At 43.2% G+C, this 12,436-nt stretch carries 13 protein-coding genes; 6 read left to right on the forward strand and 7 right to left on the reverse strand.

The window, feature by feature from the left end:
• Positions 1-108: 108 nt before the first annotated feature.
• From ACQY73_RS24935 to ACQY73_RS24950, 4 genes are all read right to left on the reverse strand, one after another.
• Complete coding sequence (locus tag ACQY73_RS24935; RefSeq protein WP_428656235.1) at positions 109-1,173, reverse strand: FecR family protein; 1,065 nt, start codon at positions 1,171-1,173, stop codon at positions 109-111.
• Positions 1,174-1,281: 108 nt separating this feature from the next.
• Positions 1,282-1,896, reverse strand: a complete 615-nt coding sequence (locus tag ACQY73_RS24940; protein ID WP_428656237.1) for an RNA polymerase sigma factor — start codon at positions 1,894-1,896, stop codon at positions 1,282-1,284.
• Positions 1,897-2,090: 194 nt separating this feature from the next.
• Positions 2,091-3,548, reverse strand: coding sequence for a M20 family peptidase (locus tag ACQY73_RS24945; RefSeq protein ID WP_428656239.1), 1,458 nt, complete (start codon positions 3,546-3,548; stop codon positions 2,091-2,093).
• A gap of 99 nt (positions 3,549-3,647) precedes the next feature.
• The gene (locus ACQY73_RS24950) at positions 3,648-4,142 is read right to left on the reverse strand and encodes a dihydrofolate reductase (RefSeq protein ID WP_428656241.1); all 495 of its coding nucleotides are present in this window, start codon (positions 4,140-4,142) and stop codon (positions 3,648-3,650) included.
• Positions 4,143-4,376: 234 nt separating this feature from the next.
• Here ACQY73_RS24950 and ACQY73_RS24955 point away from each other — a divergent pair, with 234 nt between their 5' ends.
• The 4 genes from ACQY73_RS24955 (at position 4,377) to ACQY73_RS24970 (ending at position 7,336) form a co-directional block, all read left to right on the forward strand.
• Positions 4,377-4,589, forward strand: coding sequence for a hypothetical protein (locus tag ACQY73_RS24955; protein ID WP_428656243.1), 213 nt, complete (start codon positions 4,377-4,379; stop codon positions 4,587-4,589).
• 35 nt (positions 4,590-4,624) lie between these two features.
• Positions 4,625-5,164, forward strand: coding sequence for a hypothetical protein (locus tag ACQY73_RS24960; protein WP_428656245.1), 540 nt, complete (start codon positions 4,625-4,627; stop codon positions 5,162-5,164).
• Between the two features lie 124 nt (positions 5,165-5,288).
• On the forward strand, positions 5,289-6,095 hold the full coding sequence (locus ACQY73_RS24965) for an FkbM family methyltransferase (protein WP_428656247.1): 807 nt from the start codon (positions 5,289-5,291) through the stop codon (positions 6,093-6,095).
• Complete coding sequence (locus ACQY73_RS24970; RefSeq protein WP_428656249.1) at positions 6,092-7,336, forward strand: glycosyltransferase family 4 protein; 1,245 nt, start codon at positions 6,092-6,094, stop codon at positions 7,334-7,336. Before ACQY73_RS24965 ends, ACQY73_RS24970 begins: the two co-directional genes overlap by 4 nt.
• A gap of 127 nt (positions 7,337-7,463) precedes the next feature.
• On the opposite strand, the gene ACQY73_RS24975 is transcribed toward ACQY73_RS24970, so the two are convergent.
• Entirely contained in the window at positions 7,464-8,273 is an 810-nt protein-coding gene (locus ACQY73_RS24975; protein ID WP_428656250.1) for an SDR family oxidoreductase, read from the reverse strand.
• 91 nt (positions 8,274-8,364) lie between these two features.
• On the opposite strand from ACQY73_RS24975, the gene ACQY73_RS24980 reads away from it, so the two are divergent.
• Entirely contained in the window at positions 8,365-9,345 is a 981-nt protein-coding gene (locus ACQY73_RS24980; protein ID WP_428656253.1) for a DUF6268 family outer membrane beta-barrel protein, read from the forward strand.
• On the opposite strand, the gene ACQY73_RS24985 is transcribed toward ACQY73_RS24980, so the two are convergent.
• Both ACQY73_RS24985 and ACQY73_RS24990 read right to left on the reverse strand, forming a co-directional pair.
• Positions 9,335-10,228: a lysostaphin resistance A-like protein gene (locus tag ACQY73_RS24985; RefSeq protein WP_428656255.1), complete on the reverse strand. Its 894-nt coding sequence runs from the start codon at positions 10,226-10,228 to the stop codon at positions 9,335-9,337. The genes ACQY73_RS24980 and ACQY73_RS24985 overlap by 11 nt on opposite strands.
• 630 nt (positions 10,229-10,858) lie before the next feature.
• The gene (locus tag ACQY73_RS24990) at positions 10,859-11,848 is read right to left on the reverse strand and encodes an aldo/keto reductase (protein WP_428656257.1); all 990 of its coding nucleotides are present in this window, start codon (positions 11,846-11,848) and stop codon (positions 10,859-10,861) included.
• 39 nt (positions 11,849-11,887) lie between these two features.
• Here ACQY73_RS24990 and ACQY73_RS24995 point away from each other — a divergent pair, with 39 nt between their 5' ends.
• The gene (locus ACQY73_RS24995; protein ID WP_428656259.1) at positions 11,888-12,388 is read left to right on the forward strand and encodes a DUF1003 domain-containing protein; all 501 of its coding nucleotides are present in this window, start codon (positions 11,888-11,890) and stop codon (positions 12,386-12,388) included.
• Positions 12,389-12,436: the final 48 nt, after the last annotated feature.

The raw sequence follows: 12,436 nt of genomic DNA on the forward strand, positions 1-12,436 counted from the left end.
TGAGGGCTTAGCGAGTTTGGTCGGTGAACTGGTCCTTCACCGGCCTTTTTTGCTTTTAAGATGCAAGGGTGAATACGAAATTTCTATTCGAATGCAAATTTAAAAATTTTATTGGCATCCGTTTGATTTAATGACAATTTGAGTGTCTACGGTTTCGTACTGAGCACCAATGGTACGGCATAATAAACGTACACGCTCATAAAATACTTCGTCGGAAAAGCTTATGGTAACAAAGCATTTTTTTAAGGCTGCTTCATCGTATACTATCTCAACTCCGTACTGTTGTTCTAAGTCGTGTAATATATCTGCTGCCGAACGGTCTCTGTACACCAGTTCCTTCATAACGGGCGTAATCGTTCCGGGATTTTCTACGAGTGACTTCACCGAATTCTCTCCGTTTCTTTCAAAGGTAACCTGTTGATTTGCTGTCAGTAAAACCGTATTCCTGACATCACTCGATAAATCTTCTCTGGATGATACCGAAACTTTCCCTTCCCTTACCGATACATTTACACTCGGTTTGCCGGGAAAGGCGCGGACGGTAAAACTTGTACCGAGAACTTTGGTAACTGTTTCAGCCGCGTATACCAAAAATGGATGTTCGGGGTCACGTTTTACTTCAAAATAAGCTTCTCCATCCAGGTAAACTTCTCTCAGATTTCCGAATTTTTTGCCGTAACTCAAGCGACTTTTGGGTGCCAATCGTACCAGACTTCCGTCGGAAAGCGGAAAGGCCTGAATTTGATCGGTGGTATTTTTCTGCTCTTCCAAAGGGCTGTCAGAAGTAGCAACAATGGAATCATACGTGAGGGTTTGCTGACGTTGTTGCCACCAAACCAAGGTAGCAGCCGTTACCAAAATACAGGCGGCAGCCGCCCACCAAATTCTTAACGGACGTACAATCGGTGCGGGAGTATCGGCATTTTGTGGAGTATTTTTTTCAATATACTGCCACATATCGGAAATTTGCGAATCGGAAGGAAAAAACTGAGGGCTTTCAGCAATGGATCTAACCAAAGCTTTAGCCCTCAGTATATGAGATTGTTGGTGTGGATAAGTCCGGCGATAATTTTCCCAAAAAACATTTGATTCAGTGGTTGGGTTTTGGACCCAGTTTCTGAAATCCGGATGTTCGGCAAGATCACGCGCAGAGAACTCGGAAAGGGGTTTCATATTTTTATAGTGAAATGGTGTGTAAACGGCGAAAGTTTACCCCTCATTTAGAAAAAGCAGGAAATTTATTTCGTAACTCACTTTTTCTGAAATTTTTTTTAAAAATAGTTAAACAGCGGATTGAAAGACATAATACAGCAGCATATGGAGCAAGGTATCGGGGAGGTTTCGGCGCAAACGCTGAATGGCACGCGTGATCAGATTTCGGGCCGATTGCTCGTTTATCTGCAGAATTTCGGCGATTTGGTCATATTCCAGCCCGTCGTAAAAACGCAGTTGAAGTGCTTCATATTCGCGGGTTGACAATTGCGCAAGTTCGGATTTAAGCCATTTTACATTTGCTTCCAATGATTCTTCCGTAATGGTCATCTCTTCAATGGAAGGCCATAAATGGCTATCGGGCAGTTCATGATCCTGCAAAGAAGTAAGCTCGCTATACCGTTCGTTTTGGTAGGACCGGTGTATCTTACGTCTTAGAGAGCGATACAAATAAAATCGAATGGAGTTGGTAGCACTCAGTCGCTCCCGGGCTTCCCATATTTCTACAAAAAGCTCCTGTACTGCATCTTGGGCGATTTGTGGATCGTGTGTAAGCTTGTAAGCATAGTTATAAAGGACTTTTACAAAACGTTCATAGATTTCAGCAAAAGCCTTTTTATCACCGCCTCTAAAGGAATCCCAAACAAAAGCTTCATCAAAATTTGGCAACGATTTTGAAATCATCACATTATAAATTTATTCTGCAAAAGTAAGCTTATTGTCTTAACTTAACACTGAGGTAATATTACGTGTAGATTAAGTTTGCGGTTATATGAGAATAAAGGGGGAAATTAACTGAATTATCATAGTCTTAGAAAGAGGTTCAAGGCATTTTGGCCGGAAACCAAATCGTAAAATTCAGTAAATATTAAAAAAAATCAGCTTCCCTTTACCAATTCAACATAGAATTTGACTACATTCTTAAAATCCTCTACACTAATGCGTTCGTTGGTTCCGTGTGCACGTTTGAGGTCTTCTTCATTCATGCGAACGGGCATAAAACGGTAGATATTCGGGCAAACATTTCGGTAGTAACGGGCATCAGTTGCCCCTAATACCAAATAAGGTGCCACGATCGCAGTGGGAAAACAGCTTTTGATGGTGCGGTGCAACGCCCGAAAACCAATGGTAGCCGTATCTGATACCGGAGAGGGCTCAGTATCGAACTGACTGATGGTTTCAACCGTAATACGATCATTGCCAATGGTTTTCTTTACATATTCTACCACTCCTTTGACCGAGTCGCCCGGTAAAATGCGGAAGTTGATTTTAGCCATAGCTTCCACAGGAAGTACATTGTCTTTCACTCCCGAATGAATTACTGTGGGTGCAATGCTTGTTCGCACCATGGCGTTGCCCGCATTTGTTTTGGTTAAAATGTCGATGATCACCGATTTTAAAAGCCAGCGATTGGCCATTGCCAACTTTGTGCCGAAAGGCATTTCGGGAGCGAGGTAGTCTTGCAAATAACTTGCGGCACCTCCCAAACGCGCAGGAAAGGGGTTTTTCTGTAATTTGTCAATGGCTTCGGCCAAGATTCCGATGCTGGTCTGTGGCGGTGGCATGGAAGAGTGGCCGCCGTCGCCGACCGTGGTCAATTGGAGCGTAGTGTATCCTTTTTCGGCAATTCCGATCAACGCAACAGGGGTGGTAATGCCTGAAACCCCGTCGATTTTGACAGTGCCGCCTTCATCCATAACGTATTCCAATTGCACTTTTCGACTTTCCAGCAATGCGGCTATTTTTTGAGCACCCAGCCGTCCGGATATTTCTTCGTCATGACCAAATGCCAGGTAAAATGAGCGTTCGGGTTGGTAGTTTTGTTTAAGTAAATATTCAACTGCTTCCAGTACGCCAATGACCGTTACCTTATCGTCCAACGTGCCGCGTCCGTACAAAAATCCATCGGCAATATCTCCCGCAAAAGGCTGGTGTTTCCACATTTTTTCGGTGCCCTGAACCACGGGGACAACGTCGTAATGACCCATCAAAAGCGCAGGTTTGAGCGATGTATTTTTGCCTTTCCACTCAAATAGCAAAGCATAATTGCTGATGCGTTCGAGCTTTAGGCGCGCATGGGTCAGGGGATAGGTTTGTTCCAGAAAAACAATGAATTTTTCGAACTGCGTACTATCCATAAGCGATAAATCTTCGAACGAAACAGTGCGGATTTTAATGGCATTGGACAAGTGGGTAATGACGGAATCGTTTATGGCCAAGGCCGGGGCGGGCGCTACACCCTGTATTTGCTTTGAAGAGATGCGAAACGTGTTGATCAATAATATACTAATCAGTAAAGCCAAAGCAATGCCAAGCCACTTAACTGTTTTTTTCATACGGGAAGGTTTTCGGTTGCGAAAGTGCTTTGCAAAATCGAAAATATACTTGACTTTAACAAGTGAGTTGTTCGCTGTAGCCGTTTGACAGATAGTGTCTTAGTCCTGTCGCGCCAATTCTACAAAATCAAACGCTATGGTGTGTTTTTCGTCGGTGGCGTGGGGTACTCGACTTATTTCCTTCCATTCTTCTTTATGGGGAATCATAAAGCGGGCATCTCCTTCAAAATCGGCTTTTACTTCGGTTAAGTAAATTTTATCGGCTACGGGCAGAGTCAATGCATAAATTTCGGCTCCACCGATCACAAAGGCTTCATTGGTTTCTGTTTCACGGGCGGCTTCTACGGCTTTTTCTACCGAATTGACCACAATCACGCCTTCAGATTGCCAGTCAGTACTGCGTGTAATGACGATAGAGGTTCGGTTGGGCAATGGCTTTCCGATAGAGTCAAAGGTCTTGCGTCCCATGATGATAGGATGACCCGTGGTGAGGCGTTTAAATTGCTTTAAATCGTCGGGCAAGTGCCAGATAAGTTGATTATCGTGCCCAATGACGCCGTTTTGGGCCGCCGCCACGATGAGAGAAATAAGCATACGTTCGCAGTTTTTGCCAAAGGTCGTGTTTTTAGGTTAAAACTGAAACAGCAAAATCTGCTTCCAATGACCGAAAAAGGTTTCCTCTAACTTCATTTACAGCAGAATGATTTCTGCCCATATGAGCGTTTTTGTCGTCTTTATAAATTTTCATCACAATATAATCTCATTATAATCCTATTTTAATGCACAGGACCTACACTTGCAGTGAAATGCAAAGACCACATGGAGCCAATGCCGCATCTTTCGATGCTTGAGTATACTGAAATGATTTTGGAGAAAGTAAGTTTTCAAAAAGAGTTATTTCGGCATGAACTTGAAAAAGCAATAACCGTTCTTTCGATCAGCGAACGGGCAGAACTTAAAAACTATTGTTATGAGCGTTTTGCGCAGGATCACTACCAATGTTTGTGTCAATGCTTTCGAAGCGACAATTTAAATTATTAAAAATCAGTTCGTTCACTTTTTAAATTATCCAAACCATGAAAAAGTTAGTAATGATTGCGCTCGTCGCAGTTTCCTTCGTTAGTCGTGCCCAACAACATGTGGCTCAAAACGGACTTTACAAATCAGCCGATGATTTTGCGGCAGGCCGAATTTCGCACGAATTTGATGCTGATTCGAAAGAGAAAATCGTCAAATATCCCACTTTTTACAAAGGTATTCTGATCAAATCTCCCGGAAATTCAATGAAAGTTGATCCAAGTGAGTACTGGGGTTTCCGCGATAACTTTAAAGATTATCGATTCTACAAAGGCGATAAATACGCGGTTGGTAAAGAAGAAGGGTTCTTTATTTACGAAAAAACGAATACATCTACGGTTCAAAACGAAATGTATTTCAGCAGAGAAGCTTCCGGACCGTTGTACCCGCTTACCATCAAGGACTTGCGGGAAGCGTTTGACGATGATAATGCCGTGATGACTCAAATTACAGCGTTTCAGACCAAAAACAATTTTAATGAAATTCAGCAATTGTCATCGCTTGATGTGATTCACATCATGAGAACTGCCGCCGAATAAAAAACTCAGACGTTACACGAGTCTGAATCCAACAAAGTTCGAAGGCTGAATGGAAAGAAAACCGGTTGATTTCTGCGTTGTTGTTGAGATGCAGGAATCAACCGGTTTTTTCTAACTTTGTCCCATGTTGGCATTAAAATATTTACTCAAGCATCCTTTTCATATTCTTCGCAATCCCGCAGGAAGGGAGCTGCTTCGACTGTTTTGGCGCTATGGTGATAAACCGCGTTATCAGCCCACGAACGTTACCTTTGGACGTTACAGACTGGAAGTTCCTGATGCTTTTTCGTGGACTTGGCAGTATGAAGAGATCTACATGGAAGAATTCTATAAATTCAACGCTTCCACGCCTGCACCTGTTATTTACGATTGCGGGGCGAATGTGGGAATGAGTATTATTTACCTGAAAGAACTCTATCCGCAGGCGCGCATCAAAGCTTACGAAGCGGAACCGACCATTGCAGATTATCTTACCAAAAACCTTCAAACCAACGGAATCAATGATGTAACGGTTATTCGAAAAGCCGTTTGGAAAGATGACGCCGGCGTGTGGTTTGGCGAAGGCCAAGCCGATGATGCTTCAATTTATGGCCAAGGAGTCAAAAAACTGATTCCTTCCGTACGTTTACGGGATGAATTGGCATTGGAAGAACGCGTCGATTTTCTAAAAATAGACATCGAAGGGGCCGAAACCGATGTACTTCCCGATTGCGCTGATGTACTCGACCGCGTACAACATTTGTTTGTAGAATTTCATGCCTATATCGCTCAGCCGCAGGCGTTGGGAGATGTCATTGGCGTCATTGAGAAAGCGGGTTTTCGGTATTATATTGATACCAATCAGCACCGTAAAGCACCTTTTGTGAATCGTCGTTATCGCAATAATGACGTAATGGATCTGCAACTCAATATTTCTGCCTGGCGGGTATGAAAATTGTTCATATAAGCACTTATCATACCTTTGGCGGAGCTGCCATTGCCGCGTTGCGCCTGCATCATGCATTGCGATCTATAGGCGTAAAATCGTCGGTATTGGTGCAGGAAACTGAACGGCAGGAAGAAGGTGTTCAGGGAGTTGCGAACAGTTTTATTGGTAAGAAATTAGCTTTTGCGCGCTTTGCCACTGAACGGGCTTATTTCGTATTGCACGAAAAAGATAAAAGCGTTCGCTTCCATTTTTCCCCGTTATGGGCGGGCGTTGATATATCTAAGCATCCGCTCGTCCGGGAGGCAGATGTGATTCATTTACACTGGATCAATTTTGGATTTTTGTCGCTGTATTCGTTGGAACAGCTTTTTGCATTGGGTAAACCCGTCGTTTGGACAATGCACGATATGTCCACTTTTACGGGAGGGTGTCATTATAGCCGGGAATGCGAACGGTATCTTTCACATTGTCAACATTGCCCTTATTTATGTAGGCCAAGCGATAATGATCTGTCTTTCCGTGTGTTTGAACAAAAACAAAAGTTATTTAAAAACGCACCACTGACGCTCGTATCGCCCAGTCAATGGTTGGCGGGATTGGCACAACGGGCGGCATTAACCAAACATTTGACATCGTTCGCTATTCCTAACCCGATCAATACGAATGTGTTCAAACCTTCCTCTGCCAAAAAGGATTTAGGGCTGACACCCACTAAAAAATGGATTCTTTTCGCGGGGGTCAATACGCAAGATCCGCGCAAAGGCTTTGCTTATTTTAAAGAAGCGACCCAATTACTCAGCGACCGACGCGAAGAATGGGGAATTGTCGTTTTTGGAAAAACCGAACCGGAAGCTCTTGCAGATTTAGGGCTGGAAGTAAAATCGTTGGGAAGCCTGCCCGCACACGAAGTGGTCAACGTATACCAAGCAGCCGATGTTATGGTGGTGCCGTCGTTGGAAGATAATTATCCCAATACCGTCATTGAAGCAATGGCTTGTGGTACGCCCGTAGTAGGTTTTGATTCCGGTGGAATTGCCGAACAAATTGAGCACCTGCAAACGGGCTATGTTGCCAAACTATATTCTTCGGAAGACTTGGCTAAAGGGATTCGATTTGTATTAGAAGATGCTGATTATGAGCAGATTGCTCAAAAAAATTTACATGTTATCTATCAACGGAATCGGTATGAAACAGTGGCAAAGCAATACTTAGCCGTCTATAAAAAATTAGTGACCAACAATTGAAAGATGCAAATAGGCTGATTCTTCTGCGTTCAATCGCGGTTTTGAGAAACCGCTCACACGCGAATGTGAACGCGGTTTCTCAAAACCGCGATTGGCACTCCCTCTCAAATAAAACTAAGCCAAAAAGTTATTCTTCCACTGCTTTAATGCTGTAATTTTTAGTGAATTGCCACAAAAGACCCGGCACGAAGCGTTTGAGATATGTACCAAGTGTTTCTTTAAAACCGGCAATAATGAGCTCGTGTTTTCCTGATTTCAACGCATTCACCATTTTACGGGCGCATACATCAGCAGCAATTCCTTTGGCTTGGTTTTGGTCCATTTTGCCAAACGGTTTTCCATCTTTGCCAATGGCATTCAATGAAATATTGGTTTTAATATAACCGGGACAGGCAACCGTTACCTGAATACCATCGCGCCAAACTTCGCCGCGTAATGAATCAAAAAAGCCTTGAATGGCGTGTTTGGAAGCACAATAGAACGTTCGATACGCCGTGCCTATCTTACCGCTTACACTGCTCGTAACCAAAATAGCGCCTGATTTTTGGGCCAACATGTGCGGAAGTACTTCGCGGGTAAGGAACACGACACTGGTGAAATTGGTATCCATTAATTTCTGAAAATCGGCGGGAGCAATATCAAGAAGTTTTTCGCGCTGGCTGATGCCGGCATTGGGAACCAACACGTCTATTTTGCCAAAATGTTGAAGTACTGATTTTGTTTTTGCTCCAAATTCTTCCGGTTTAAGCATGTCAATGGGCAATACCATCACGGAAGCATCGGGAAGATTCAGGCTTTTTTTAACACGTTCCAATTCTTCCAATCTTCTTGCTGAAAGAACTAATTTCGCGCCTTCTTTGGCAAATTCGTGCGCCAGGGCTTCTCCAATGCCCGAAGAGGCACCTGTGATCCAAACTACTTTATCGGTTAGGTTCATTAGAAACTGATTTCAGAATGAGGGAATGATTCTATTTTTCTCTGCAATATTGGCCATTTTTGCGCGTTAATTCCACCAAATACGCTACAATATGTTTTTTCGCGCCGGTTTTTTACTCTTTGGTTCGCTGCTTATTTCCACTTCCCTTTGCGCTCAGCACTTTGCCCTGAGCCGCCTTTTTTACCCCAACGCTACGCTTCGCGCCGATTATATGCCCGAATCGAATATGGGTAATAATCAACGCTACGGTCTTTCGCGTACGTCATTCAACGCGATCATTCCTCTGCGAAGTGAAGTGGATGTGTCTTTTAGTCTGCGTAAAAAGTTTGATCTCCGCGCGCGCCATTTTTTGATGCTGGCCAACGTATCCCAGCTTAAACCCACCGAAAACGGCATCATTACCCCTGACAACGGCTACAAAACCGCTTCGGTAGGTGTACTTATGCTTCAGGCCAGCCTGCGCGACCGGCTCTGGATCTATGGCGGAGGACTGGGTGTAACGGAGTCAAACGAAACGTTTTTTACCCCACAACCTTTCTTTTGGGGAGGAGCTGCGCGCATGCGAATTTTAGGCTTGCATACCCAGATCGCTTATGGTACGGCCATCATTTACAGTCAGAAATTCAGACTGATTCCCGTCTTCGGGATTAACAAACGCCTCGGTAAAGATTGGCGTGTATCGGCTTTATTGCCTTTTCGAGTGGATGTCAATCGACGTTTCAACGAATGGTTCAACATAGACATGATCGGTGCGTTTGACGGGTATAGCGCCGGTTTTCAACAGGTGATGAATACTGAAAAAATGTTTCGTCGCAGCAACTATCAACACGTTAAGCTTTCCATTGCAGCCAATGCGCATTTGTTTACGGTATTTAATGTATCATTGGAAGCAGGCTTGGGTACCTTTCGCCAACTGCGTACGTTCAACTCCGCGCACGAAAATCTGGTTACCCAAAAACCCAACATTGCGCCCTTTATCGGAGCAAGTGTTCGCTACATTACCAGTAAGGCAAAAATGTCGTCTCAGTTTACCAAAAAATTGGGCCTCGGCGAAAACGGAATCAATTGGTAGGCGTCTCTGTCAACTGAAGTCCGACCACTTTTTTGGCTAATAATAAATACAGGATCAGCACGACCAACCATTGACCAACCATCAGCGGAAAGTTGAGCTCGGTGGTCATCCAGATCGTAGAACTGGGTACTGAACTGCTTGGGTAGCCTACCAGAAGAAATGCATAGATATTATTGGCTAAGTGGATTCCCAACGGCAATTCCAACGATTTATCAATAACTGCCAATAAGGCGAAAAACAAGCCTACTCCAATATAGTAAACCATCGCCAGACCCAGCGAACCTACAGCCTCAACTTCGTCGTTGAAACTGTGAGCAAGTCCGAAAACTGTCGAAGTGATGATAATTCCTGCCCAAAAATTCCACGAACCGATTCCCTGCAACAGATAGCCTCGAAAAAAGATTTCTTCAAAAGAGGTTTGTAAAGGAAGCAAAACGACGGCAACTACCAACGACGGCAAAAAATCTTTCAAATTGAGCGTAAATTGGTATTTGTCCGGGAAGGCTAAGTACGTCGTTGTCTCCACCACTATGGAGCAAAGCATCCAAAGGCCGGCTGATTTTAGGATACGCATCCAATTGACAACTCCTGTGGGAGCGATCATGGTTAGCGGATCGCGTTTGTGAATGTGTTTTACACTTAGCCAGAGCACGATCAGTGAAGCCACAAAGCCCATGAGCATCAGCGCTGTAATGAGGTATACGGGCAATGTTTGCGGATTATCTTTCCAGGAAACCAGCGCCCAGGCGCCCGGAACGGAGCCTAACAGATTTGCAATAAATACCAATACAAATACGGCTGCATATATGCCAAATTTGTTTCGGCCGAGCCAAGCGGCCTGAATGAATGAGTTAGGATACATAGGGTAGAGTGTCTTATTCAAACGTGAAATACGTGTATTTCCTTTGCTTTATTGCCAAAACATTGAAGTATACATCATTAAGATTGCAGCAAATAGTTTGCCATGTTTCACTTTCAACACGTAATCGGACTTTTATGTTAAAAAGAAATCTTTGAAGAATATACACACCGGTTAATAAAACAGAAGATGACCAAAACGAAGAGAGTGAACCTCTGCTTTAAAACTACAAAAAACCCCCTTTTTGCTTTCACACAAAAAGGGGGTGATCACTATTTGATGGTTGATGAAATGTGTTTCAATTTAGAACAAAACAAATAAAATTCATTTCTGTTCATGATTGAATGTTCAAAGCTAATATAAAATTTGATGTATCTACAAATAAATTTAAAAAAACATGATTAATTCTAGTTTTTGCGTGGTAAAGTTATAAAAATGTTGAATTATTTAACGAATTTTGACAAAAAAGGCCAGACGGTTACTACTCCATATAAAAAGTTAAAAATGATATATTTTAATTTTTAGCATTTATATTGGAATATTATGAAAGATAAAAAAGTATAAAACACGAAAATGTGGCTATTTTATACAAAAAACGAATATAGAGTATACTGAGTGAAATTTAGGATATTTTCAAGAATTTGAAAATGCCCATTATCCATTCAGAAATTTCATCATCGCCTCAACATAACGTGTACCGGCAACGGCTTCCTTAGGGCTGATTCGGTCCAGTTCGGCTAATTCTTCTTTCGACAACATAATGTCGACGGCTTCCAGATTTTGTTTTAGATAAGAAACTCGTTTGGTGCCCGGAATAGGAACGATGGTTTCGCCCTGCGCCAAAACCCACGCCAGCGCCAATTGAGACGGCGTAATCCCGCGCGCTTCGGCCCAACGGGTGAGCAACTGAACAATAGCGATGTTTTTATCGAAGTTTTCACCCATAAATCGAGGTGAGTTGCGGCGAAAATCATCGGGTGCTAAATCTTCATATTTTTGAAATTGCCCCGTCAGAAAACCTCGACCCAGGGGACTGTAAGCAACCAAGGTAATGCCTAATTCTTTACACTTTGGGATAACTGCTTCCTCAATGTCGCGACTCCAAAGTGAGTATTCTGACTGTACCGCTGAAATGGGATGGACAGCGTGGGCACGTTGAATGGTTTGCGCTGAAGCTTCCGAAAGTCCTAAATAACGAACTTTTCCTTCTTTGACGAGATCACTCATGGCTCCCACCGTTTCCTCAATAGGCGTAGTGGGGTCAACGCGGTGTTGATAATACAGATCAATGGTGTCAATGCCCAGACGTTTGAGGCTGGCATCACAACAGGCTTTTACGTATTCCGGACGGCCGCTGAAACCGCGTTTTGCCGGCTCATTCGGGTCACGCACAATGCCAAATTTAGTAGCAATGACTACTTCGTCACGGCGCTTACGCACTACTTTGCCTACCAACTCTTCGTTTTTAAATGGCCCGTAAACATCGGCAGTATCAAGAAAATTAATACCTTCGTCGAGTGCGGTATTGAGAGTGAGAATGGACTCGGCGTCGTTGGTAGCACCGTAAAATTCAGACATTCCCATGCAGCCTAAGCCAATCGCGGAAATGGTAAGAGAACTGTTTCCTAAAGGTCGTTTTTGCATTATTATCAAGCGTTTAAGACCCTCATAAAACCAATAAAGATGAAAACAAGTTTAAAGAATGAAAGAATAAAGCATCTGGAAAGAATTCTTCAACAGGATTTGAGCGAACTGTCGGAAGAAGAATTAAAAGCCCTGGAAAAAATGCGCATTACCAGCGTTATAATGGCGGGCGACTTTGATGATTCTAATCAGCAATCAACTTTTGGCGAACGAGTTGCGGATAAGATCGCCGAATTTGGCGGAAGCTGGACATTTATTATTTCTTTCGGTCTTTTTATAACTGTGTGGATAACGGCTAACGTGTTATTATTCGTCAACAAAGGTTTTGACCCTTATCCGTTCATTTTGCTAAACTTAATTCTGTCGTGTTTGGCGGCTCTGCAAGCGCCGGTCATTATGATGAGCCAAAACCGTCAGGAGCAAAAAGACCGTGAGCGCGCTAAAAGTGATTATGAGATTAACCTTCGTGCCGAACTGGAAATCAGACTGCTGCATGAAAAAATTGATTATGTGATTCAAAAGTTAGACGCTAAAAAATGAAAAAAGCTGCCCATTGTGAGCAGCCTTTTAGTTAATCAAACGATTATT

This window comes from Runella sp., assembly GCF_965279615.1.
In the GTDB taxonomy this organism is placed as follows: Bacteria; Bacteroidota; Bacteroidia; order Cytophagales; family Spirosomataceae; genus Runella.